Raw genomic sequence first — 23,542 nt, 5'->3', positions numbered from 1 at the left:
GGGGCCTGCGCCGGGGTGGCCGGTGCGGCCGGGGCCGGGGTCGACCGCAGCCGCCGTGGCCGGGACGCCGGGAACGGGCTTGTCCGCCGTGCCGGAACTACCCGGCTTGTAGTCGGCGAAGAAGTCCCACCAGGCGCGATCGACCGAATTGGGATCCTGGAGGTACTGCTGGTAGATCTCATCGACGAGCCACTCATTGGGCCCGAAAGCAGCGGCCGGGTTCGCACCCGGGCTGGCTTGGTCGGTCGAGATGCTCGAGTTACTGGGGGACTGAGACGACACGGCGGCAACCGCCCTCTTCCGCTTCACAAGGTGATGGACAGCGGAAATCAAGGCTACGCCTCCCTCGCCGTTCCACGCAGGCCGGGCCGGTCTTCGTCGCGCAAGTCACACTGGAAGGCGGGTTTCGGTGCAGGAATTGGCGGGAAACCTGCATGGTTCCGCTTCACTTTGGGTACGCGGGACCGCGGCTACGGCCCCCTGGGTCGTACCCCCCTGAAGGGAACACGTAGAACGCGCCCTTCCGGTTCGAACCCTATGTCAACCTCGCGGTTGAGGGACCCCCGGAAGAGTGACCTGGATGCGGCAGCCGCGAACGGATTCGGCCACTCCGATGCGTCCGCCGTGCAGATCCACCGCCCAGCGGGCGATCGCCAGGCCGAGGCCCGTGCCGCCGTCGCTGCCCGGCCCGTGCGGGGAGGGCACCTCGCCGCGGTTGAAGCGCTCGAAGACCCGGTGACGTTCGGACTCAGGGATGCCCGGCCCCTCGTCCATGACCTCCAGCGTCAGGGACTCCGGTCCGGGCCCGCGCCGGGCCAGCACGGTGACCCGGCCGTGCGGCGGGCTGTGCTTGACCGCGTTGTCGATCAGATTGGCCACCACCTGATGCAGGCGTTCCGCGTCCGCGTGCGCGGTCAGCTCCGGCGGCGACACGTCCAGATGCAGATGGACGTCCTTGCGCATGTGGTTCCCGGAACCGGACGGCAGCCGGCGGTGCGAGACGGCGAGGTTCGCCTCCTTCAGCACGCCCGAGAGATACGGCCACACCTCGAAACGGCCCGCCTTGAGCGTGACCACCCCGTTGTCCAGCCGGGACAGGTCCAGCAGCGTCTCCACCAGTCTGCCGAGCCGCTCGGTCTGCTTCAGCGCGGTGCGCATCGTCTCGGGATCGGCCGAGGACACCCCGTCCACGACGTTCTCCAGCACGGCTCTCAGCGCCGCGATGGGTGTGCGCAGCTCGTGCGAGACATTGGCCACCAGTTCCTTGCGGTGCCGGTCCACGGCCTCCAGATCGTCCGCCATGCGGTTGATCGTCTGGGCCAGGTCGCCGAGCTCGTCGCGCCGGTCGGCGCCGCTCACCCGTCTGGTGTAGTCGCCGTGCGAGATCGAGCGGGCCACGGTGGTCATCTCTTCCAGCGGCGCGGTCAGACCGTGCGCAACGAACTGGGTGATCAGCAGGGTCGCGATCACCGAGAACACCGTGATGAACCGCAGCTCGGTCCTGGTGCGCACGGCCACCATCAGCAGGCCGGTGGTGATGAAGACCGAGACCACGACGAGCGTGCTCATCTTGGCCTTGACCGAGAAGGGACGCAGTCCGGAACCGGGCCGGGTCATGGAGCCGGGGTCTCCAGGGCGTAGCCCACACCGTGCACGGTACGGATCCGCTCCGCACCGATCTTCCGGCGCAGCGCCTTGATGTGGCTGTCGACCGTACGGGTGCCGGAGGCGTCCGCCCAGTCCCAGACCTCGGCCAGCAACTGCTCCCGGGAGAGCACCGCACGCGGCGTATTGGCCAGACAGACCAGCAGGTCGAACTCGGTCGGCGTCAGATGGACGTCGTCGGCGCGCACCCTGACCCGGCGCTGCGCGTGGTCGATCTCCAGCTCGCCCAGGCGCAGGATCCCGCTGCGCGGCGTCACCGCGGCCAGCGCCGCGCGCTCGACCCGGCGCAGCAGGACATGGACCCGGGCCGCCAGCTCACGCATCGAGAACGGCTTGGTCATGTAGTCGTCGGCGCCGACCCCGAGGCCGACCAGCATGTCCGTCTCGTCGTCCCGGGCCGTCAGCATCAGCACCGGCACCGGCCGCTGGGCCTGCACCCGGCGGCAGACCTCCAGGCCGTCGAAGCCGGGAAGCATGATGTCGAGCACCATCAGATCGGGCTGCCACGCCTCGGCCGCGTCCACCGCCGCGGGGCCGTCGAGTGCGGTCTGCACCAGAAAGCCCTCGGCCCGCAGCCGGGCGGAAATGGCATCGACGATCGTGGCGTCGTCCTCGACCACCAGCACCCGGCGCTGCGCGCCCGGGGTGGCCGCGACACCGTTGTGGGTGGTGTGTGTCTGTTCCATCGCCCCGCCCCTGCCCGTCCTCGCGGGGGCCATTCCCCCGGACGCACGGTCTTCGCTTGTGGATTTCGTGGGTGATCCCGTTACCGGTCAGCAGCGTAAAGGCAGCGGACCGGTCTCGGCTACGCAGGGTGTAACGGCTCGGTCGCACGGAAGTGGCGGAGTGTCGGTGTTGTGACGCTTGGCCCCCGGGCTTCCGGGGGCCGACGATACCCGGCGGGGGGATCTCAGTCTGTCCGAAGTGCGAGATGCACCACGTCGGGCACACCTCGGGCAACACTGACCTCTTCGGTTCTTACCCCACTGAATCCGGCATTCCGCAGGGCCTGTTCGAAGTCGGCGGACGGCTGGGCCGACCACACTGCGAGAACGCCGCCCGGTGTCAGCCGCGCCCGGCAGTCCGCCAGTCCGGCGGGGGAGTAGAGGCTCGTGTTGTCCTCGGTGACGGTCCAGTCCGGTCCGTTGTCGATGTCCAGACACAGAGCGTCGTAACGGTCCGTAGTCGTGCTCAGGTGGGCGACGAGATCCGTCGTCAGGATCCCGGTCCGCGGATCGGCGAGCGCCGCCGCGGAGATCGCGGCCAGCGGCCCTTCCCGGTGCCAGTCCACGATCGCCTGCTCCCGCTCGGCCACGGCGATCCGCCCCCACCGCGGCTCGGCGGCGGCACGGACGAGCGAGAAACCGACACCGAGGCCGCCGATCAGCACCGACGGGGCGGGCCGGTCGGCCGGCAGCGCGGCCAGCGCCGCGTCGATCAGCAGCCGCTCGGAGCGCCCGTCCGAGGTGTCCATCAGGAAGCACCCGTTGGCGATGATCTCGAAGTCGTCACCCCGCTGCCGCAGGACGACCTCGCCGTACGGGCCTTCGCGGCGGTCGAGGGTGACGGGGGCCGGGGCGTCGGAGTGGAGGATGTCGGGCATGGCGCGGGTCTCCGGTGAATGGCGGGCAGGGGCCTCGCCATCCTGTCCGCTCGGCGCGGCCGGAGGCCAGCGGTTTGCCGGATTCGCCGGGTGTCGGGTCACCCGAACCGGCGGAGCGCCACACCGTCACGAAGGTGTCCTGAAGCACCTCCCGTACGGTCTCGGTATCCGCGCACCGCCTGCCCGGCCGGGCGAGCAGCCGGCCGGCGTGCCGGTCGTGGAGCGTCGCCAGGGCCTCCGTGTCCCCCTGCGCGACCGCACGCAGCAAGGCGTCGTCGTCGTTCGGGCTCTCCCTCCGAGGGGCGCAACAGCTTCACACCTCTCTATCGGGCGGCGGACCCGGGCCGGTTCACGGGCGCGTGTGGCTCACGCCACAGACGGCGCGGGGGAGGATCACGGAGAGTGGGACGTTGCTTCCGGGGGGCCGGTCAAGGAAAGGGGCCTCGCGCGGTGCGTCAGCGTACGGACAGGGCGGTCCGCGGAGAACCCGTCACGGCTCCGCTGCTCGACGCCATCCCGCGCCAGAGCCGCCCGGACGACGCCGCGCCCCCACCGCCCCCGGTCCGCAGGGCCCGCCGATGGCCGCGGCTGCTGCCGACCCCCACCGGTACGCCGTTCACCTTCGGGTATCTGCTGGTGCTGGTCGCCACGTCCCTCTTCATGGAGTACGCCGACCCCGGCACCGTCGCCGCCGTGCTGCGCGAATCGAGCACGGACGTCGCACACCTCGGCGAGACCCCGCTGCTCGTCCTGGTGGCCAGCGCCCTGTGGGTCGTCGGCGGGCTCACCTCCTCGTACGTCTTCCTCTTCGCCCTGGTGCTGACCGCGCTGGAACGCCGTATCGGGGGATGGCGGACCGCCGCGGTGTTCGTGCTCGGCCATGTCGTGGCGACGCTCGCCACGGAGATCCCGGTCGGGCTGTCCGTGGTCGCCGGGCATCTGCCGGAGTCGTCGCTGCACCGCCTCGACTACGGCATCAGTTTCGGGCTGATGGCGAGCGTGGGCGCGCTCACCGGACTGCTCACCCCGCTGCCGCGGGTGCTGGCGCTCGGCGGGGTGGGCGTGATGCTGACACGCGACCTGCTCGAACTGAGCGACCCGCTCACCAACTGGGGCCATCCGCTGGCCCTGCTGCTCGGCGTGGCCTGCTGGCCGCTGCTGCGCCGGGCCCGTGCGGTGAGAGGTGCGGTGGTCAGGGGAGTGGTGGTCAGGGGCGTGGTGCCTTCGCGCCGGTCCTCGCGGGAAACGCGGCCGGCCGACACGGCGGGATCCTGACGGGCGGTCATCGGGCCGGGCGGCGCAGTGCCCTCGGGAGGACGAACCACAGGCCGGTGAACATGACGAGCGTGGCGGTCGTGACCATGAAGGCGGCGGTCCGGCCGAGGACGACGTCCATGAGCAGGAGAACGGCGCCGTTGAGCGCGAGGGCGAGGAAGATCAGGCCGATCTCGGCGAGCCGCGCCGACAGGGCGACGATCCGGACCTTGGCGCCCCGGTGGAACAGGCCCCGGTGCAGTGCGACCGGGGTCGCCAGCACGGCCGAGGCGACCACTGTGAGTAGCAGCGTCACCACATAGGTGGTGCGCTCGAAGGTGTCGAGGCGCGGAAACTGGCTGGTGAAGGCCACCCCCAGGAGAAACGCGAAGACGATCTGCACACCGGTCTGCACGACCCGCAGTTCCTGGAGAAGCTCGATCAGGTTCCGGTCGGCCCGCTCCGCGGGCGTCTCCCGCGCGAGCGGAGACAGACCACCACTACCCGGCGGAATATGAGACATGCGGCTCATTGTTATCGGGCCGCCCGTTCGCATCACGCGGCGCACCGCGGCACGTCCGAACGGTCCAAGGCTTCCGTGCGGCGGTCGCAGCCCGTGGCCCACGACCCGAGTGGGCCGGCCCCGGCCCCGTGCCAGGAGCGGGACGGCGACTGCTCGATCGCTCACAGCGAACACTCCCCGGGGAACAATAGCGCGCTCAGGAGCATTGAGTCTGCATAACTCAACTTGACTGCCGAAGGGGAGATCATGGCTACCGATTCCAATGCGGTCACTCCGCTCGCCCTGCCCGTGCTGCCGCTCGACGACGAGGTCGTGCTGCCCGGGATGGTGGTGCCTCTGGACCTGTCCGACACCGATGTACGTGCCGCCGTGGAGGCCGCGCAGGCCGCGGCCCGGGACGGCGGCGGCAAGCCCGAGGTGCTTCTGGTGCCGCGGATCGACGGGACCTACACCGGCACCGGCGTCATCGGCACCGTCGAGCAGGTCGGACGGCTGTCGGACGGAGATCCGGGCGCGCTGATCCGCGGCCGGGGCCGGGTACGGATCGGGGCCGGGACCAGCGGGCCGGGCGGAGCGCTCTGGGTGGAGGGGACCCGGGTCGACGCGGTCGTGCCCGATCCGCTCCCCGGTGCCGCCGCCGAGCTGGTCAAGGAGTACAAGGCGCTCGCCACCAGCTGGCTGAAGAAGCGCGGCGCCTGGCAGGTCGTGGACCGGGTCCAGCAGATCGAGGACATCTCCGCGCTCGCCGACAATTCCGGTTACTCGCCCTTCCTCACCACCGCCCAGAAGGTGCGGCTCCTGGAGACCACGGACCCGGTCGCCCGGCTGAAGCTCGCCATCCAGTGGCTCGGCGAACACCTCGCCGAACAGGACGTCGCCGAGTCCATCGCCAAGGACGTCCAGGAGGGCGTCGACAAGCAGCAGCGCGAATTCCTGCTGCGGCGCCAGCTCGAAGCCGTCCGCAAGGAGCTCTCCGAACTCAACGGAGACCCGGAGGACGAGTCCGACGACTACCGGGCCCGCGTCGAGGCCGCCGACCTTCCCGAGCACGTCCGCGAGGCCGCGCTCAAGGAGGTCGACAAGCTGGAGCGCTCCTCCGACCAGAGCCCCGAGGGCTCCTGGATCAGGACCTGGCTCGACACCGTCCTCGAACTGCCGTGGACCGAGCGGACCGAGGACGCCTACGACATCCGGGGTGCCCAGGAGATCCTCGACGCCGAGCACGCGGGGCTGCAGGACGTGAAGGAGCGGATCACCGAGTACCTGGCCGTCCGCAAGCGGCGTTCCGACCGCGGCCTCGGTGTCGTCGGCGGGCGGCGCGGCGGTGCCGTGCTGGCGCTGGTGGGGCCTCCGGGCGTGGGCAAGACCTCGCTCGGCGAGTCCGTCGCGCACGCCATGGGCCGCAAGTTCGTCCGCGTCGCGCTCGGCGGTGTCCGGGACGAGGCGGAGATCCGGGGCCACCGGCGTACGTACGTGGGTGCGCTCCCCGGACGTATCGTGCGGGCCATCAAGGAGGCCGGTTCGATGAACCCGGTCGTCCTGCTCGACGAGATCGACAAGGTGGGCTCCGACTTCCGGGGCGACCCGGCCGCCGCCCTCCTCGAAGTGCTCGACCCGGCGCAGAACCACACCTTCCGCGACCACTACCTGGAGGTCGAGCTCGACCTCAGCGATGTCGTCTTCCTGGCCACGGCCAATGTGCTGGAGGCCATCCCGGAGGCCCTGCTCGACCGCATGGAGCTGGTCAGGCTCGACGGCTACACCGAGGACGAGAAGGTCGTCATCGCCCGTGACCACCTGCTCCCGCGCCAGCTGGAGCGGGCCGGTCTGGAGAAGGACGAGGTGACGCTCGACGAGTCCGCGCTGCGCAAGCTGGCCGGCGAATACACCCGTGAAGCGGGCGTACGGAACCTGGAGCGGGCCGTCGCCCGGCTGCTCCGCAAGGTCGCGGCCCAGCACGAACTGGGCGACCGGGAGCTGCCGCTCACGGTCACCGAAGCGGACCTGCGCGGTTTGATCGGACGGCCGCACCACGTCCCCGAGTCCGCCCAGGACCCGGCCGAGCGCCGTACGTCGGTGCCGGGCGTGGCGACCGGACTCGCGGTGACCGGCGCGGGCGGCGACGTGCTGTTCGTGGAGGCGTCGCTGGCCGACCCGGAGACCGGGGCGTCCGGACTGACCCTCACCGGTCAGCTCGGCGACGTCATGAAGGAGTCCGCGCAGATCGCGCTGAGCTTCCTGCGGTCGCACGGCGCGGAACTGGAGCTGCCGGTCGCGGACCTGAAGGACCGCGGCGTGCACATCCACTTCCCGGCGGGCGCGGTCCCGAAGGACGGCCCGAGTGCGGGCATCACCATGACGACGGCGCTGGCCTCGCTGCTCTCCGGACGGCTGGTCCGTACGGACGTGGCGATGACCGGCGAGGTCTCGCTGACCGGACGGGTGCTGCCGATCGGCGGCCTGAAGCAGAAGCTGCTGGCCGCCCACCGCGCCGGGATCACCACCGTGGTGATCCCCAAGCGGAACGAGGCCGACCTGGACGACGTCCCCGCCGAGGTCCTGGACACGCTGGAGGTCCACCCGGTGACCGACGTCCGCCAGGTCCTGGAGATCGCCCTGGCCCCGGCCTCGGCCCGGACCGGGGAGCGGATCCCGGCCGCGGCGTAGCCGCCACGGCGTGACGGACGTGGCACCACGTACGCGACCGGTACGGACGGCCCGCCTTCCCGGCAACGGGTGGGCGGGCCGCTCCGCGTGCCGCTGCCGTCACCCGCGTCCCCGCGTCGTACGGAAGCCCGCACCGGGCCGTGCGGGGCGCCTGCCACCGCGGCTCACACCTCCAGCCATCCCCGCAGCGTCGCCTGCGCCCCCGCCTGGAAGCGCGTCTGGGCCCCCAGCGAATCCAGCAGCACGCTGATCCGGCGCCGGGCCGTGTGCACATGGACGCCCAGCCGGCGCGCTATCGCCTCGTCCTTCAGCCCGGCCGCGAGCAGCCCGAGCAGTTCCTTCTGCGGTTCCGGCAGCGGTCCGCCCGAGCCGCCCAGCGGCGTCGCCCGCTCCCACACCGTCTCGAACAGCGGCACCAGGGCGTTGCGCAGCAGCGCGTCGCCGACCACCAGGGCGGACGCCGTCGGGTCCGAGGCGTCGCTCGGCGGCAGCAGGGTGATCCGCCCGTCCACGATGATCAGCTTGGTCGGTACGCCGGGGGCGACCCGGGCCCGTAGCCCCCGCTCGACCAGCCCGGTCAGCGAGCGCATCCGGCCGGGGTAGCCGACGCCCTCCCGGTCCAGCACCGTGCGCACCCGCACACCCCGGTCCAGGAGCGCCTCTATGCCCAGGCCGGGGGAGCGCGAACTCCCCTTCCGCGGCTGGCCCTTCACATACGGCGGCCGGTCGAGGATCGCCACCTCGTGCTCGGCCGAGGCCAGCAGGTACTCGGCGCGTTCACCGATGGCGTGCGGCCCGACGACCACCTCGATGCCGTCCTCGGGGGCGGTGGGCGAGCCGGACATCAGCCGGCCCGCCAGCCGGTCGGCGTTCATCCGGAGCTGCTCCAACTCGGCCGAGCGCAGATGAAGTTCAGCCTGACGGCGGTGGATGAGCGCGCGGATCGCACCGGCCGGGGCCGCCGCTCGCGGCAGCGCGTCCGGCCCGTCGGCCGCCTGGGACAGGGCGAAGCCGTGGTCGGTCAGCCGGTCGAGCGTCGCCTCCAGCAGCTCCGGCGCCATGTCCAGCAGCGCGGCGAGCTCCTGCGCGTCGGAGGCGTTCCCCGCGAGCAGTTCCTCGTATACGCGTTGCTCGGCCTCCCCGAGACCGAGATCCCGCAGCTCCCCCTGGATCATGCCTGGATTCTCACTCCGTTTTCACAAGCCACACAAGTGGGCGTGCCCACTTGTCAACACGGCTGTCACATTGATCCATTGGCGCCCCACGGGTTGCATGGCCATGACCACTTGGATGGTTTCCAGGCACGTGGGAGGGGTCGAATTGCGTACGTCCAGAAGAGGTTCACGCGGATCCGCGGCGACGCGGGCAGCCGGCGCACCGCGGGGGAGCGGCATACCGAGGGGCGCCGCCCTGGCCGCGCTGCTCGGCAGCGCGGCGCTCGTCGTGACCGCGCTCCCGGCCCAGGCGGCAGCCCCGCCGGCCGCCGCGCCCCGGTCCGAGATCGTCCCCGGGGACGGCACCGCCACCCCGGCCCTCGTCGACGCGATCTCCGAGAAGGCGGACGCCGGGGCGAAGCCGGCCGACGCGGCCCGCGGCCACCTCGCGGACCGGAAGAGCCGATACCGGATCACCGATCCCCAGCGGGATCTGACGCCCGTGCAGTCGCTCACCAGCGGCTCCGAGGAGACGGTGCGGTTCCAGCAGAAGCACCACGGCATCACGGTGCTCGGCGGCCAGTACGTCGTACGGATGGAGAAGAAGGCCGGGAAGCGTGTCGTCACCGGCACCTCCGGCAAGTACTTCACCGGGCTCACGACCGGGACCGAGCCGAAGGTCGGCGCGGACCTCGCCGTGCGGCGGGCGGTCGCCACGACCGCGTCCCGGCTCGGCGGCACCACGCTGACCAAGGCCGACGCGGTCCGCGCCAAGGGGAAGAAGACCGCGCGGGCGGCCGCGCTCACCGGCACCGCCCGGGGGCTCGTGGTGATCCCGAAGGGGTCCGGGGTCCTGGCCCAGCACGTCACCGTGCGCGGCACGGACCCGGCCACCGGCGAGCCGGTGCTCCAGGAGGTCTACATCGACGCCGCGGCCGGCTTCCCGGTCCTCCAGTACAGCGGCATCAAGACCCTGACCGCGCCGGACGCGGCCTCCCCGGCGGGCGCGCCGGCGAAGGCCGCCGCCGCGAAGGCGGCACCGGCCTCCCCGGCGGGCGACGACTTCCCGGGCGTCAAGGGCACCGGGCTGCGCGTCGACGGCTCCAAGGTGCCGCTCGACCTCTACTACGACAGCGGCAACGACAAGTACCTCATGGAGGACTACTCCCGGGAGTGGGACACCAGCAAGGGTGTGCTCGCCACCTGGGACGCCCAGGGGGTCGACGTCGGCGAGGCGTCCGGCCGCTGGCCCAGCGGGATCAGCGTGTTCAGCCACCCCACCAGCGACTTCGGCAAGGAGGCCGGTCAGTCCGGCGCGACGGACGCGCACTGGGCGGCGGGCCAGGTCTACGACTACTACAAGCAGAAGCACGGCCGCGACAGCCTCGACGGCCGCGGCATGAACATCAACTCGCTGGTCGGGGTGACCCTCTACGGCCAGCCGTACGTCAACGCCTTCTGGGACGGCCAGAAGATGGTCTACGGCGGCGGCGACAGCGAGTACAAGCCCCTCTCCGCCGACCTCGACGTGGTCGGCCACGAGATGACCCACGGCGTCGTCGAGTCCACCGCGAACCTCGTCTACGCGGGCCAGTCCGGCGCGATGAACGAGGCGATCGCCGACTACTTCGGCAACGCCATCGACGTCACCGCCTCCGGCACCTCGATGGACGACCCGGACGCGGGACTGATCGGCGAGGACCTGTGCCGCACCGCCGGGCCCCGCGACTGCGCCTTCCGTGACCTCAACGACGGCGCCACCACCTCGAAGAACTACCTCGGCGTGGCCTTCTCCACCGACAACGGCGGGGTGCACCTCAACTCCACGATCTACTCCGGCGCCCTCTGGGACATCCGCGAGGACCTCGGCGCCGAGCTCGCGGACAAGATCGCCTACCGCGCGCTCGACGCGTACCTGACCCCGCTCGACGGCTTCACCGAGGGGCGCAACGCCACCATCGCGGCGGCCCGGGAGCTGGGCGTGACGGCCAAGCAGCTGGCGGTCGTCAAGCGGTCGTTCGACGCCCATGGCATCGTCCCGGGCTGGGAGAAGGCGCTCGGCGTCGACTCCGACAAGCTCTTCGGCAAGCTCAACATCGCCGGTACGGGCGTGGGCGCGGGCGGCGGCTGGTGGGCCACCTCCAAGTCGAACGACGACGGCTCGGAGCCGTACTCCGTCTACGCCGGGCGCACCGACGGCAAGGGGGCGCCCAAGCTGATCAGCCCCAACGACGGCCGCTACCACGTGTATCCGGCGACCGACGGCAAGTCCGTGGTGTGGGCGGCCTTCGGTGACACCAGCATCGACATCCTGAGCCGCCCGATCGCCGGGGGTCCGGTCAAGACCGTCTGGACGTCCTTCACCGGCGTCGAGGGGCTGCGGGTCGACGGCGACCTGGTGGTCTTCACCGAGTACGACCCGTTCGGCAGCCAGCACGTCGGCTATGTGAACACCCGCACCGGCAGGCAGGGCTACGTGGACGGCGGCAAGTACCACCTCTCCACCGCGGTCGGCTCCGTCAAGGGCTCCACGATCGCCTACGGGAAGCTCTACCCGGGCGAGCAGGACTACGAGCTGGGCGTCGAGGTGTTCGACGTGAACACCGGGAAGACGAAGCTGCTGCCGCAGAGCGGCACGCCGCAGGCGCTCGGCCAGACCGCGGTCACCAGGGACTCCGTGGTGTGGCTGGTCGACGAGGTGGCGGACCAGGGCCAGTTCGCGGTGCGCCGGTCGAACCCGGACGGCACCGGGCTCAAGGACCTCAGCCCGGAGGCCGGTGACGGCGCGCTCTTCGCGTACGACCTGACGGCGTCCGACGACGCGGTCACCGTGACGGCGCAGACCCCGGACACGGCGTACCGCAACGAGACGCTGCCCAAGCTGTGGCAGCTGACCCCGGACGGATCACGCGTCCAGCGGGTCTCCTGCAACCGCGGCGAGCAGTCGTCCGCGGCGGCCGACGGCGGCAGGCGGGTGGTCTGGATCGACGGCACCACCGGCTGGACCGACCTGGTGACGCGGGAGCGGCCCGCGGGCGACTGCGGCTGACGCACCCCGTGACCGACGGGACCCCCGGCGCACCCGCGCCGAGGGTCCCCGGGTGTCCGGCCCGGTCGCTCAGGGGCGGTAGATGGTCCCGGGGACCGGCTCGGCGGGGGCCATCAGCTGCGGGACGGTGACGAAGGTGTAGCCCTGCTTCTGCAGCGCGTCGATGATGCCCGGCACCGCGGGGACGGTGCCCTTGTAGATGTCGTGCAGCAGGATGATGCCGTCCTTGCCGGCCTGGTCCAGGATGCGCTTCTTGATCAGCGCCGAGTCGGTCGTGGAGTAGTCCTTCGCGGTGGCGCTCCACAGGACCTGGGAGAGCCCCAGGTCCTTGCTGATGTCCGAGACGGTGTCGTCGGTGCGGCCCTGCGGCGGGCGCATCAGGCGCGGCTTCTTGCCGGTCACCTCCGCTATCGCGTCCTGCGTCTTCTTCAGCTCGGCGCGTATCTCGGCCGGTTTGCGGTCGGTCAGGACCTGGTGCGTCCAGGTGTGATTGGCCACCTCGTGCCCCTCGGCGGCGATCCTGCGCACGGTGTCGGGGTGCTTCTTGACGTGGTTCTTGCCCAGCAGGAAGAAGGTCGCGTGGACCTTCTTCTCCTTGAGGATGTCCAGCAGGTGCGGGGTGTCCTCGCCCGGTCCCGCGTCGAAGGTCAGCGCTATGCACTTCGCCTTGCGGCAGTCCACCGGACCGAAGGAACCCTTGGCGTCGGAGCCCGCGTCACCGCGCGCCGAGGCGGGCGCGGTGGTCTGCATGGAGCAGCCGCTCAGCGTCAGGGTGAGCGCCGTCACAAGGGCGGCTGCCAACCCCGTACCGATCGACTTCGTCTTCATGGACAAGGCGGGTCACTCCTCCGTAGCTGAACAGGGCGCACGATGTGCGGCAGAGAAGGACTATACATAGGGCGTATACACCATATGTATAGGGGGTCCACTGCTGGCCCGGAAGGCGAGAATCCCTGGTCGGAGGCGTGACAGGCGAAGAGCCCCGGTGGATGACCGGGGCTCTGCCGTGCGAAGCGGTGGGGCGGGCGGGCTCAGCCGTTGGCGAGGGCCTGCACGCGGTCGAGGGCGCCGTTGAAGCGGTCGTGGTCGCCGACGGTGGGGCCGGACGAGGTGTACTGCCATATCGTGTAGAAGCCCCAGCCGGCCGGGAGCTCGCCGACCGTGGAGTCGTAGCGGGCCACCCACAGCGGGTTGGTGGCGCCGAAGCCCGCGTTGTTGCCGGTGCAGGTCTTCCACCAGCTGGTCGCGGTGTAGATGACCGCGTCGCGTCCGGTGCGCGCCTTGTACGTGTTCACGAAGTCGCGGATCCACGAGACCATGCCGGCCTGGCTCAGGCCGAAGCACTGGTCGCCGTACGGGTTCCACTCGATGTCGAGCACGCCGGGCAGCGTCTTGCCGTCCCGCGACCAGCCGCCCCCGTTGTCCACGAAGTAGTTGGCCTGGACGGCGCCGCTCGTGGTGTTCGGGGTGGCGAAGTGGTACGCGCCCCGGATCATGCCCACGTTGTAGGAGCCGTTGTACTGCTGGGCGAAGTACTCGTTCTTGTAGTACGTGCCCTCGGTGGCCTTGGTGTAGGCCCACTTCACCCCGCTGTTCCAGAGCGTCGACCAGGCGACGTTGCCCTGGTGGCCGGAGACGTCCACGCCTTCGGTCTGGACGGCGCGGGTGTCCCGAGGCAGTCCGCCCTGACCGTCATGGGCGACGACGCCCATGCCCATCGTGGCCGTGCCCCGGGCGGGCTTCCTTGCGGCTGCGTCATGGCTGCCGGCGGCGCTCGCCGCACCGGGCAGGGTGAGCAGGAGGGAGAGGGCTGCGAGCAGGGTTCCGGCGCCCGCGAGGCGCGAGCGGCGGGACGTCTGGCGAGTGGATCTGAGCAGCGGCATGGGGAGTGCCTCCGAGGACGTGGTGGGGGGATGTGCTGATCCCAGGGGGACGTCGGGCGTACCCCTGCCGGCATGTAATGGTGTGAACATGCCATGCACGACGCTACGCACGTAGACCCGCGCTGGGGAAGGGGGCCTGGGCGCCGCCGTTGGTCTACTCCTGCGAAATACTGGCCAAGCTGCGGCGATGACCAGCGGCGAAAGAAAGTTTCAGCGACAGGAAAGCTCACGAGGGGTGTTGACGTGCACGGGAGCGAAAGCGGTAGTGAACCCGGCGCGGCCGGGGGGAGTGGTGTGGACCACGCATTCCTTGCCCTGGAGCGGGAGTTGGCCGTCTTCCTGCGCCGGGCACGGGCCAATTCCGGGGAGATGGCGCGCGAGGTCCATCCGGAACTGGAGGCCGCCGCGTACGGGCTGCTCGTCCGGCTGGAGTCGGCCGGTCAGCAGCGGGCCACCGATCTGGCGGCCTACTTCGGGGTGGGCAAGGCGACCATGAGCCGTCAACTCCGCGCCCTGGAAGACCTCGGACTGGTGGCCCGTGAGCCCGATCCGGCCGACGGCCGGGCCTTCCTCGTCCATCTCACCCCCGACGGGCTGGACCGCTACCGCACCGTGCGCGACGCCCGCCGCGAGCGCTATGTCCGCAAGCTCGACGACTGGGACCGGGCCGAGGTGGCCGAACTGGCCAGGCTGCTGCACCACTTGAACGCGCGGGCCGAGGACTGACGCCCGGCCCGCCGCCCGGTGCGCCGTCACAGCGCCGCGTAGACCGCCGTCGCGTCGTCGTGCGTCTTGCCGTGGCGCAGGCGCTCGCGCCCCGTGTCCGCGTCCTCCAGGGCCCTGACCCGGTCGATCAGCGCCTGCGTTCCCTCCTTGCGGAGCACGCCGAGGCAGTCCGCCCAGTCGCCCTCGTGGAACATCTGGGTCCAGCGGGCCGCCCCGTCGGTCAGTGCGGCGATCGCCCGCACCCGGTCGAGCGGGGTGCGCCCGGTGACGGCGCGGGCCGCCACGGAGGGGTCGGCGGCGGCGGTGAAGAAGCCGCCCTCCTTGTTCCGTACCCGGGCGTCGGCGATCGCCTCGGTGCTCAGCGAACCGGGCGGCAGCCGGTCGAGCCGGTCGTCGAGCAGGGGGCGCACGCTTCCGTCGTGCGCCTCGAACAGCAGTACGGAGTCGGAGAGCACCAGATGCTCGACCTCGCGGTCGTCCCAGCGCGCCATGGCGACCGTCGCCTGAGGTGTACGCACGTGAGAAAGGTCACACAGGGGGCGGTGTGCGTCGGCGGTGCGTCGAATGGACACCGCCAGGATCTCCTGGAGGGTCAGATCCGGCCGTGAACCGGACAGTTCGACCAGCGCGCCGCCCAGCCGGGCGGTGAACCAGGGGACCGAGTGCACACAACCGTCATCACCTCGCGGCGGGGTCACCCCGTCGAGCAGGATCAGCGTCCCACCCTGGCCGGACGCGGGAAGCGCGGTGGCCGCCCAGTCCTCGTTCGGGCGGTCCGGGCTGCCGGGGACGGTGGCCAGTTCGATGCGCATACGGCCAGTCTGCACGATGCCTTCACGAGCCCCGCACTCGACCGTCATTGGCCTGTACCAGCAGGTCAGACGAGTGCCCGGAGCGGAGGGAACGACTCCGTGGGGCGTGCGGGCGGGCATCCTGCCAAAGCCTGCGCGGAAGTTCCAGCCGAAGGACCAGGTGTGGCAGAAAGGCCCCTGGGGCAAACTTGTTCGCCAACTCGGGAGTGATGTTCACTCGTTCAGGTGGCGGAGTGGTGGATGCGCGCCCCCCTCTCAAAAGCACTGGAATGGTCGGAAGCCGTACCAGGGGTCGGGGCGCTCATTACGTGTGACCGTGCGTCACCTCTGCTTCAAGGGCGGACGAGTCAAGATTGCGAGCACCGGTGCAGAAGAAGCGGCCTCGGAGCAAGGGCGGCAAGCAGCATGGTTCCGGGGTGACGTCACCGGCACCTGCCGAGAGCGAGGGCACCCGGCGCACCGTGCGCGTACGGAGCCGGCTGGTCGCCGGTGTCGCGGTCGTCGGTATCACCGTCATCGCCGCGGGCACCCCGGCGATCCTCGCCGCCTCCTCCGAACTGAACGAATCGCAGCGGCTGGTCACCCTCGCCGAGCTGAACCAGCAGGCCACCGCCCTCGCCCACGCACTGGCGGACGAGCGCGACGAGGTCACCGCCCGGATCGCCGCCGGGCGCGACACGAAGACCGGCGCGACGGACGGCAAGGACGGCTCCGGCAGCCGGAGCGCCCGCGTCGACCGGCAGGTCGACGAGATCAGGGCCACCGCCCCCGCCTCGCTGCGCCGCGACCTCTCCACCATCCCCTCCCTGCGCCGCGACGCGCTCAGCGGCAAGGGCACGGCACTGGAGGCCCACGAGGCGTACTCCGAGGTCATCGCCAAGCTCCACGACCTCGCCGACGAACTCGCCGAGAAGACCCCGCCGCGCGCGGCCGAGGCCACCCGCGCCCCGCTCGCCCTCGGGCAGGCCACCGAGCAGGCCTCCGCCACCCGCGGGCTGCTGATCGCCGCGCTCTCGGTGCCCCGCAAGGAGACGGTCCCGCAGACCGACCCGCTGACCGGCCTGCCCCTGCAGACCCAGGACAGCGGCAGCGACAAGGACGACCGCACCCGTGACGAGCTGAGCGCCGCCGCCCAGCAGGCCCGGGTCCGCGAACTCGCCTCGCTCGCCGACTTCGACCAGGCCGCGGGCTCCACCGCCCGCGACAAGCTGTCCTCCACCGTCACCGGGCCCGAGGTCAACAGCGCGGAGAAGTACCTCAACACCCTCACCGCCCGCCCCGAGCTGTCGGACTCCGACCAGACGACCAGCAGCAAGAAGGCCGAGGCGGCGCTCTCCGCGCGGATCGACCGGATGCGGAGCGTCGAGTCGGCCCTCGGCACCGAACAGATCCAGCGCCTGGAGCGGTTGCGCGACGACGACGTCACCGCGCTCGAACTGCGCATCGCGCTGCTCGGCGGCTGTCTGCTGGTCGCCGTCGGGGTCTCCACCGCCGTGGCCCGCACCCTCACCCAGCCGCTCGCCGTCCTGCGGATCGGCGCCGCCCGCCTCGCCGCGGAGCCCGACACCGCCGAACCGGTCCGCTACACCGGACGCAACGACGAGTTCGCCCAGGTCGTCCGGTCCCTCAACAGCCTGCACGGCAGGCTCCACGGACTCCTGCACGAGTTCAACGGCCGTTTCGAGAGCCTGCAGACCGAGCGCGGCGAGCTGATCGCCGGGCGCGAGGCCCTCACCGTCCAGCGCGCCGAGCTCCAGGTACAGGCCGCCGACCTCGCCGCCCAGCTGGAGCGGCTGAAGAACACGGTCCACCACACCTTCGTCAACCTCTCGCTGCGCACCCTCGGCCTCGTCGAGCGCCAGCTCGGGGTCATCGAGGGCCTGGAGGAGCGGGAGCACGACCCGGAGCGGCTCGCCACGCTGTTCAAGCTCGACCACATGGCCACCGTCATGCGCAGGCACAGCGAGAACATGCTGGTCCTCGCGGGCGCCGAGCACGGCCACGGGCATCCGGGAGCGATCCCGCTGGTCGACGTGTTGCGCGCGGCCGTGTCGGAGATCGAGCGGTACGAGCGGGTCACCATCCAGTCCCTGCCGCCGCACGCCCAGATCGCCGGTTTCGCCGCCGACGACCTGAGCCACCTCGTCGCCGAACTCCTGGAGAACGCCACCGCCTTCTCGCCGCCCGACTCCCATGTCCAGCTCTCCGGCTGGCTGCTGGAGAGCGGCGAGGTGATGCTCTCCGTCCAGGACGAGGGCATCGGGATGTCGGCCGTACGGATGGGCGAGCTCAACACCCGGCTGGCCGACCCGGCGTTGTTCGAGGCGGGCGAGCAGAGTGCGGACGGGGCCGGGCTCGGCCTCCAGGTCACCTCCCTGCTGGCCGCGCGCCACGGCGTACGCGTCCAGCTGCGCGACCACAAGGGCAGCGGGGTCACGGCGGTCGTCGTCCTGCCCCAGGCCCTGCTGCCGAAGGCGCCCCCGGCCGCCACACCGCCGCCGGTGAAGGTCCCCGGGGACGCGCCCGCGCTGAACCTCCCGGGCTCGGTCGCCGAGGCCAACTCCAACGCGCTGCCCGCCCGTACGCTCGCGCTGCCCGAGGACCCGCTGATCGCGGCCGCCGAGCAGACGATCCGCGAGGCGGCCGCCGACCAGGCACCCGCCCCGGCTGCGGCTCCGGCAACCGAGCCCGCTCCGACTCCCCGGCCCGAGGCCCCGACCGGGGCGACGCCCCCGGCCGAGGTGGACTCCGAGGTCACGATGCAGGTCCGGCTTCCGGTGGTCCCGAAATCCGCGGACACCCCTGGGACGGCGACGCAGGACTCGTACACCGGGACCGACGCGCCGGACCCGTACACCCCCGGGACGGCGACGCCCGACCCGTACACCCCCGAAACCGGGGCCGGGACCGGGGCCGGAATCGGGACCGGGACCCCGACGCCCGACCCGTACGCCATCGGCCCCGACCGCCACGAGCGCGTCGGGGACGACACCCCGGAGCCGCGTACCGCCGCCCCGGCCTCCATGCCCCTGCCGGGCACCCGGCAGCCGGAGCAGCAGCCGCAGCCCCGGCCCGAGCAGGTCGAGCAGGCCGAACGGATCACGGACAAGGGGCTGCCCAAGCGCACCCCCCGGATCGTCAAGCCCACCGAGGCACCCACCACCGAGCGCAAGGGCAGCCTGGACAAGGAGGCGCTGCGCCGCAGGCTCGGCGGCTTCCACCAGGGTGCGAAGGACGGCCGCAGGGACGTCGAGGCGGAGATCGCCGAGATCGCCGCCACCCAGTCACTCCCGGGAGCCACTGGACCAGGTGGACACCCCGCACGTACCGATCAGACGGATGAGACGGGGGACACAGTCGAGGAGGCACGCAGTTGACTGCGCCCAGCACATTCGGGCTGAGCACCGAGGCCCGTAACCTTCACTGGTTGCTGAGCAATCTGGTGGAGGAGGTGCCCGGGGTCCACTCGGTCACCGTCGTCTCGTCCGACGGCCTGATGCTGCTCTCCTCCGACCCCGGCCATCTGGTCGCCCGGAGCACCGTCGGACAGGACGGCCCCAAGGGTTCCAGCGCCGACCTGGCGACCATCGTCTCCGGCATCGGCAGCCTCACCATCGGCGCCGCCAAGCTGATGGACGGCGGCGGCGTCAAGCAGACGATGGTCGCCATGGACGAGGGCAGCGTCTTCGTCATGTCGATCAGCGACGGCTCGCTGCTCGGTGTGCACGCCACCCCGGACTGCGACATGAGCGTCATCGCCTACCACATGGCCCTCTTCGTCGGCCGGGCCGGACACGTACTCACCCCCGAACTCCGCAGTGAACTGCGCAAATCGATGGAGAGCACCCAGTGAAGCCCGCTGCTGAATCCGCCCGCAGGCTCCCCGTCCGCGGGGCCGACCGAAGGCCCGCACGGGTCCGCCCGTACTCGCTCACCGGCGGACGCACCCGCTTCGGCCACGTCCTGCTCGTCGAGACGTTCGTCGCCGCGCTCGAAGCGCCCGAGGAGCGCCGCGAGCTGACCAACGGCAATCTGGCCGGCCGTGTCATGCCGGAGCTCCAGGCCATTGTCGAAATCTGCCGCCGGATGCGTACGGTCGCGGAGATCTCGGCCCTGTTGAAGATGCCGCTCGGTGTGGTCCGGGTGCTGCTCAGCGACTTGGCCGACCAGGGAAAGATCCGCGTGTACGGGACCGGTCACGGCACCGGCCAGCCCGACCGCGCACTGCTCGAAAGGGTGCTCAATGGACTCCGTCGTCTCTGAGTCGCCGCTCTTCGCCCCGCGGCAGCCGGGCGCCAGGGACCAGGCCGAGGAATCGCTCCAGGCCTGGCAGTTGGACCACACCAGGGCCCCCATCGCCACGAAGATCGTGGTCGCGGGCGGGTTCGGCGTGGGCAAGACGACCTTCGTCGGGTCCGTCTCCGAGATCACCCCGCTGAAGACCGAAGCGATGATGACCCAGGCCAGCGAGGAGACCGACGATCTCTCCGCGACGCCCGACAAGGTCACCACGACCGTCGCGATGGACTTCGGCCGGATCACGCTCGACGACGACCTCGTGCTGTACGTGTTCGGCACCCCGGGCCAGCAGCGCTTCTGGTTCATGTGGGACGACCTGGTGCGCGGCGCGATCGGCGCGGTCGTGATGGCCGACACCCGCCGGCTCGCCGACTGCTTCCCCGCCCTCGACTACTTCGAGAGCTGCGGGCTGCCGTACATCGTGGCCGTCAACCACTTCGAGGGAACCCCCGGGTTCGAGGCGGAGGACGTCCGGGAGGCCCTGACCGTCCCGCCGCACGTGCCGGTTGTGATCATGGACGCGCGCAACAGGATCACCGTCATCGAGTCGCTGCTGGCCCTGGTGGGCCACGCCCTCGACGCCACCCCTGCCTAGATCACACACAACGGAGAACCGCGATGCGGAAGATACTCATAGTCGGAGCCGGTCAGTCCGGGCTCCAGCTCGCCCTCGGACTGCAGTCCAGAGGGTACGAAGTCACCCTCATGTCCAACCGCACCGCCGACGAGATCCGCTCCGGCCGGGTCATGTCCACGCAGTGCATGTTCCACACGGCGCTCCAGCACGAGCGGGACTACCAGCTCAACTTCTGGGAGACCCAGGCCCCTCGCATCGAGGGCCTCGGCGTCTCCGTCGCCGCGCCGGACTCCTCGCGCGCCGTCGACTGGGTCGGCAAGCTGGACGGCTTCGCCCAGTCCGTCGACCAGCGCGTGAAGATGGCCGGCTGGATGGAGACGTTCGCCCAGCGCGGCGGACAGCTCGTCATCCACGGTGCGGCCGTCTCCGACCTGGACTACTTCTCCCGCACCTACGACCTGGTGATGGTCTCCGCGGGCAAGGGCGAGCTGGTCTCCATGTTCGGCCGGGACGCCTCCCGCTCGCCGTTCGACGCCCCGCAGCGCGCCCTGGCCGTCGCGTACGTCCACGGCATGGGCCCGCGCCCGGAGCACCCCGAGTTCGACGCGGTCCGCTGCAACCTCGTCCCCGGCGTCGGCGAGCTCTTCGTGATGCCGACCCTGACCACGTCCGGCCGCGCCGACATCCTGTTCTGGGAGGGCGTCCCGGGCGGTCCGCTCGACGTGTTCCAGGGCATCAAGGACCCCTCCGAGCACCTGGCGAAGACGCTGGAGCTCATGGAGCGGTTCACGCCGTGGGAGTACGCCCGCGCCACCAAGGTCGAACTGACCGACGCCAACGGCACCCTGGCGGGCCGCTACGCGCCGACCGTCCGCAAGCCGATCGGCCGGCTGCCCGGCGGCGGTCTGGTGCTCGGCGTCGCGGACGTCGTCGTCGCCAACGACCCGATCACCGGCCAGGGCTCCAACTCGGCCTCCAAGTGCGCCAACGCCTACCTGGACTCGATCATCGAGCACGGCGACCGGGAGTTCGACGCGGAGTGGATGCAGGCCACGTTCGACCGTTACTGGGACACCGCGCAGCACGTCGTGAAGTGGACCAACGCGATGCTCGGCGTACCGCCGGAGCACGTGCTGAACCTGATCGGCGCCGCCGGCCAGCTCCAGCCGGTCGCCGACCGCTTCGCCAACGGCTTCAACAACCCGGCGGACTTCGACAACTTCTTCTTCGAGCCGGAGAAGACCAACGCGTACCTCGCCGAGGTCTCCGGCGCCGCGTAGGCGTCTGACCTGCGAAGCAGCGGTCAACGTTGGTGAACATTGGTGACTGTGGGCCGCCCTCCGACGGCCCACAGACGGCCCGGCCATCGGCCCGGTGAATGGCTCTGACACCCGCGTGAGACCTGACACCGTCACAGGCGCGTGACACCCAAACCCTTAGGCGAGAGTGGGTGTCACGCGCCCTGACACCAGGTCCTGACACCCGCGTGACACTGCCTGACACTCGGAGCCCAGTCCTTCCTGACGCCCCGCCGGCCGACCGACGGTTCACAGCCTGGCCCGCCGCTCCGGCGAGACGTGCGACGCGATCGTCGCTCTCTGTCGCAGCTCCTGTGGGGGTCTGTGGGGGTCCCACAGACCCCCACAAGATGTCCCCCGAGGCGTCCTGTGGGGGTCTAAGGGCGGTTTCCGGGGGTGGTTTCTGTGGGACCCCCACACCCACCACATGCAGGTCAGAGACCACCACAGCCTTGTGGGGGTCCCACACGGCTGTGGGGGTCTGTGGGGGTCTGCCTGTGGGGGGCCCACCACAGGCAATCTGGTCACTGTCAGCCACGGTCGGCTTGTCGTCCCGCTTGTCGCTTGTCGCTTGTCTTGTCGCTTGTCGGCATCCAGGTCAGACGGGGTTTCCGTACCCCGGAGGGCGCGAGTGACGTTGTACGCGACAGGCGACAAGCGCGCAGGAAAGAGCTGTGAGGACGGCCTGACGGCCGACGACCTTCGGCGCACCACTGCCGGATGGGGTATCGGCCGTCCTGGCGAGGTGGAGGCCGGTGGCCGGTTGGGGACGGCCTTCCAAGGGGGGACGCGGTCGGGTGCCCATGCCGCGTCCCCCCTTGGAAGGCTTCCTCGACTTCGTGCCCGGCGAGGTCGCCCCACGACACGACCGCCCCAGGGCTCGCGCTGTCGGCGGACCTCTCCGGGCGGACGCCCCTTCGTCGCCCACGCCGGGAGCTCCCAGAGCTGTTCGGCGTCTGCGGCAAGGTGATGGGGCAGGCGGACACCGGGCGCCTCGCGCCTTGCTCCGACCCACACAGCCACCCACACACGGACCCACACAGCCCTCACGCGGTGACCCACACACGCTGTGTGCGTCACACAGCCGTGCGTAGGTCACTGACCTGCATGTGTGGGTCGTGTGACGCACACAGCCCACCGCCGAAAGAAGCCCGAAATCCGGAGCGGAACGGGCTTGAGGCTTCCCTCTTGGTCTGTGTGGCCCCACACCCCACACAGACACACACGGCTACTGCCTACTGGCTACTGCCAACTTGCCACTAGCCAGTAGAACCGGCCTCCACCGCCTATTCCTGGCCTCCCGGCAGGACATTGGGCACTAGCCAGTAGCCAGTAGCCAGTAGCGGACAGTGACGGGATTCGCTTGTTGTCGCTTGTAGCGACAAGCGCTCGCTCCCGGTTCACCCACCCAGGGTGGCTTCTCTCCCCCTGGTTCCCCACTTGTCGCTACAAGCGACAAGCAACAAGCGAGCACGCATCGTCACCCGGCCACGGCCGTGGCCGTCGCTCCTGCCGACGCCGACGGCCGAAGAGACCACCCCCCGTCGGCGGTTCGTGGTCTCTTCCTCCCGGTCGCGCAAGCAAGAGGAGCACGCCCGTGCCCCGGCGGGGTGCTCCTCTTTCGGTACACGCGCCGGATCTCTTCCCGCCTTCGCCCCCCTCTGAAATGCCGCCCAGAGCAATCCAGGGGCGGCAGAGGGCATCGGTGCTTGAGGGCATCCGGCCCCGCCCCTCCTGGATGGCCTACCGAGGCATTTCAGGGGGGGGCGGCCGTTCCACTTGGCCCTCACTACACCTCTTACTAGAGAGTTGAGAGAAAATAGCGTCCGCAGCGTCCGCAACTCCTACCGCACCGCTGTTGACCTGGGCTTTCTGTGTGGACGCTAAACAAAATGTATAGCGTCCGCCAGCGTCCGCAGCGTCCGCAAGATCCACTCCCTCTAAGAGCATCACCGCAGGTCAAGACGGCTCTTAGAGGGAGAGGCGTGCGGACGCTGCGGACGCTGGACGCCCCCTCGGAGCAAGGGTCTAG

Annotated in this window: 18 protein-coding genes and 1 pseudogene; 9 read left to right on the top strand and 10 right to left on the bottom strand. The window is 70.8% G+C overall.

The window, feature by feature from the left end:
* The 5 genes and pseudogenes from GA0115234_RS27890 to GA0115234_RS43805 all read right to left on the bottom strand — a co-directional run.
* Positions 1-282, bottom strand: a 282-nt coding sequence (locus tag GA0115234_RS27890) for a 2-oxoglutarate dehydrogenase E1 subunit family protein (protein ID WP_256088833.1), incomplete at its 3' end; no start/stop codon positions are given.
* A 258-nt stretch (positions 283-540) separates the two neighbouring features.
* Entirely contained in the window at positions 541-1,617 is a 1,077-nt protein-coding gene (locus GA0115234_RS27885) for a HAMP domain-containing sensor histidine kinase (protein ID WP_093547228.1), read from the bottom strand.
* The gene (locus GA0115234_RS27880) at positions 1,614-2,351 is read right to left on the bottom strand and encodes a response regulator transcription factor (RefSeq protein WP_014154105.1); all 738 of its coding nucleotides are present in this window, start codon (positions 2,349-2,351) and stop codon (positions 1,614-1,616) included. The genes GA0115234_RS27885 and GA0115234_RS27880 overlap by 4 nt, the downstream gene beginning before the upstream one ends.
* A 224-nt stretch (positions 2,352-2,575) precedes the next feature.
* Complete coding sequence (locus GA0115234_RS27875; RefSeq protein ID WP_093547226.1) at positions 2,576-3,268, bottom strand: spermidine synthase; 693 nt, start codon at positions 3,266-3,268, stop codon at positions 2,576-2,578.
* A 109-nt stretch (positions 3,269-3,377) separates the two neighbouring features.
* Positions 3,378-3,536, bottom strand: a pseudogene (locus tag GA0115234_RS43805) (RNA polymerase sigma factor); the annotation flags it as partial.
* A gap of 182 nt (positions 3,537-3,718) precedes the next feature.
* On the opposite strand from GA0115234_RS43805, the gene GA0115234_RS27865 reads away from it, so the two are divergent.
* Positions 3,719-4,543 (top strand): rhomboid-like protein, encoded by an 825-nt coding sequence (locus tag GA0115234_RS27865; protein WP_256088832.1) that lies wholly within the window; start codon positions 3,719-3,721, stop codon positions 4,541-4,543.
* Positions 4,544-4,550: 7 nt separating this feature from the next.
* Here GA0115234_RS27865 and GA0115234_RS27860 read toward each other — a convergent pair whose 3' ends face one another.
* Positions 4,551-5,045, bottom strand: coding sequence for a DUF6328 family protein (locus tag GA0115234_RS27860; RefSeq protein ID WP_093547224.1), 495 nt, complete (start codon positions 5,043-5,045; stop codon positions 4,551-4,553).
* Positions 5,046-5,291: 246 nt separating this feature from the next.
* On the opposite strand from GA0115234_RS27860, the gene lon reads away from it, so the two are divergent.
* On the top strand, positions 5,292-7,712 hold the full coding sequence (gene lon / locus GA0115234_RS27855; protein WP_093547222.1) for an endopeptidase La: 2,421 nt from the start codon (positions 5,292-5,294) through the stop codon (positions 7,710-7,712).
* A 164-nt stretch (positions 7,713-7,876) separates the two neighbouring features.
* On the opposite strand, the gene GA0115234_RS27850 is transcribed toward lon, so the two are convergent.
* Positions 7,877-8,887 carry a TrmB family transcriptional regulator gene (locus GA0115234_RS27850; RefSeq protein ID WP_093547220.1) on the bottom strand — a complete coding sequence of 337 codons (1,011 nt, stop codon included), beginning with the start codon at positions 8,885-8,887 and terminating at the stop codon, positions 7,877-7,879.
* A gap of 235 nt (positions 8,888-9,122) precedes the next feature.
* Here GA0115234_RS27850 and GA0115234_RS27845 point away from each other — a divergent pair, with 235 nt between their 5' ends.
* On the top strand, positions 9,123-11,915 hold the full coding sequence (locus GA0115234_RS27845; RefSeq protein ID WP_237541813.1) for a M4 family metallopeptidase: 2,793 nt from the start codon (positions 9,123-9,125) through the stop codon (positions 11,913-11,915).
* A gap of 69 nt (positions 11,916-11,984) precedes the next feature.
* Here GA0115234_RS27845 and GA0115234_RS27840 read toward each other — a convergent pair whose 3' ends face one another.
* Together GA0115234_RS27840 and GA0115234_RS27835 are read right to left on the bottom strand one after the other, a co-directional pair.
* The gene (locus GA0115234_RS27840; protein WP_176729294.1) at positions 11,985-12,743 is read right to left on the bottom strand and encodes a polysaccharide deacetylase family protein; all 759 of its coding nucleotides are present in this window, start codon (positions 12,741-12,743) and stop codon (positions 11,985-11,987) included.
* 203 nt (positions 12,744-12,946) lie between these two features.
* Complete coding sequence (locus GA0115234_RS27835; protein ID WP_093547216.1) at positions 12,947-13,798, bottom strand: lysozyme; 852 nt, start codon at positions 13,796-13,798, stop codon at positions 12,947-12,949.
* Between the two features lie 243 nt (positions 13,799-14,041).
* Between GA0115234_RS27835 and GA0115234_RS27830 the strand changes: the two genes are divergently transcribed.
* Positions 14,042-14,524, top strand: coding sequence for a MarR family winged helix-turn-helix transcriptional regulator (locus GA0115234_RS27830; protein WP_093547214.1), 483 nt, complete (start codon positions 14,042-14,044; stop codon positions 14,522-14,524).
* 26 nt (positions 14,525-14,550) lie between these two features.
* Here the strand turns inward: GA0115234_RS27830 and GA0115234_RS27825 are convergent, their stop codons facing one another.
* Positions 14,551-15,336, bottom strand: coding sequence for a protein phosphatase 2C domain-containing protein (locus GA0115234_RS27825; RefSeq protein WP_093547212.1), 786 nt, complete (start codon positions 15,334-15,336; stop codon positions 14,551-14,553).
* 365 nt (positions 15,337-15,701) lie between these two features.
* On the opposite strand from GA0115234_RS27825, the gene GA0115234_RS27820 reads away from it, so the two are divergent.
* From GA0115234_RS27820 to GA0115234_RS27800, 5 genes are read left to right on the top strand one after another with little or no spacing between them, the layout of a single operon-like run.
* Complete coding sequence (locus tag GA0115234_RS27820; protein ID WP_093547210.1) at positions 15,702-18,713, top strand: sensor histidine kinase; 3,012 nt, start codon at positions 15,702-15,704, stop codon at positions 18,711-18,713.
* Complete coding sequence (locus GA0115234_RS27815) at positions 18,710-19,189, top strand: roadblock/LC7 domain-containing protein (protein ID WP_093547208.1); 480 nt, start codon at positions 18,710-18,712, stop codon at positions 19,187-19,189. The genes GA0115234_RS27820 and GA0115234_RS27815 overlap by 4 nt, the downstream gene beginning before the upstream one ends.
* Positions 19,186-19,599, top strand: coding sequence for a DUF742 domain-containing protein (locus GA0115234_RS27810; RefSeq protein WP_093547206.1), 414 nt, complete (start codon positions 19,186-19,188; stop codon positions 19,597-19,599). The genes GA0115234_RS27815 and GA0115234_RS27810 overlap by 4 nt, the downstream gene beginning before the upstream one ends.
* Positions 19,580-20,230 (top strand): GTP-binding protein, encoded by a 651-nt coding sequence (locus GA0115234_RS27805; RefSeq protein WP_093547204.1) that lies wholly within the window; start codon positions 19,580-19,582, stop codon positions 20,228-20,230. The genes GA0115234_RS27810 and GA0115234_RS27805 overlap by 20 nt, the downstream gene beginning before the upstream one ends.
* A 23-nt stretch (positions 20,231-20,253) precedes the next feature.
* Complete coding sequence (locus GA0115234_RS27800) at positions 20,254-21,492, top strand: styrene monooxygenase/indole monooxygenase family protein (RefSeq protein WP_093547202.1); 1,239 nt, start codon at positions 20,254-20,256, stop codon at positions 21,490-21,492.
* Positions 21,493-23,542 lie beyond the last annotated feature (2,050 nt).

The organism is Streptomyces sp. DvalAA-43 (assembly GCF_900091725.1).
Taxonomy (GTDB): Bacteria; Actinomycetota; Actinomycetes; order Streptomycetales; family Streptomycetaceae; genus Streptomyces; species Streptomyces pulveraceus.
The sequence above is the reverse complement of the archived record's forward strand: the minus strand, read 5'-3'. Positions and strand labels throughout refer to the sequence as shown.

Bases quoted from the DNA above. Each gene is read 5' to 3' on its own strand.
- GA0115234_RS27885 (WP_093547228.1), bottom strand. From the start codon at position 1,617: ATGACCCGGCCCGGTTCCGGACTGCGTCCCTTCTCGGTCAAGGCCAAG.
- GA0115234_RS27880 (WP_014154105.1), bottom strand. From the start codon at position 2,351: ATGGAACAGACACACACCACCCACAACGGTGTCGCGGCCACCCCGGGC.
- GA0115234_RS27875 (WP_093547226.1), bottom strand. From the start codon at position 3,268: ATGCCCGACATCCTCCACTCCGACGCCCCGGCCCCCGTCACCCTCGAC.
- GA0115234_RS27860 (WP_093547224.1), bottom strand. From the start codon at position 5,045: ATGTCTCATATTCCGCCGGGTAGTGGTGGTCTGTCTCCGCTCGCGCGG.
- lon (WP_093547222.1), top strand. From the start codon at position 5,292: ATGGCTACCGATTCCAATGCGGTCACTCCGCTCGCCCTGCCCGTGCTG.
- GA0115234_RS27850 (WP_093547220.1), bottom strand. From the start codon at position 8,887: ATGATCCAGGGGGAGCTGCGGGATCTCGGTCTCGGGGAGGCCGAGCAA.
- GA0115234_RS27840 (WP_176729294.1), bottom strand. From the start codon at position 12,743: ATGAAGACGAAGTCGATCGGTACGGGGTTGGCAGCCGCCCTTGTGACG.
- GA0115234_RS27835 (WP_093547216.1), bottom strand. From the start codon at position 13,798: ATGCCGCTGCTCAGATCCACTCGCCAGACGTCCCGCCGCTCGCGCCTC.
- GA0115234_RS27825 (WP_093547212.1), bottom strand. From the start codon at position 15,336: ATGCGCATCGAACTGGCCACCGTCCCCGGCAGCCCGGACCGCCCGAAC.
- GA0115234_RS27805 (WP_093547204.1), top strand. From the start codon at position 19,580: ATGGACTCCGTCGTCTCTGAGTCGCCGCTCTTCGCCCCGCGGCAGCCG.
- GA0115234_RS27800 (WP_093547202.1), top strand. From the start codon at position 20,254: ATGCGGAAGATACTCATAGTCGGAGCCGGTCAGTCCGGGCTCCAGCTC.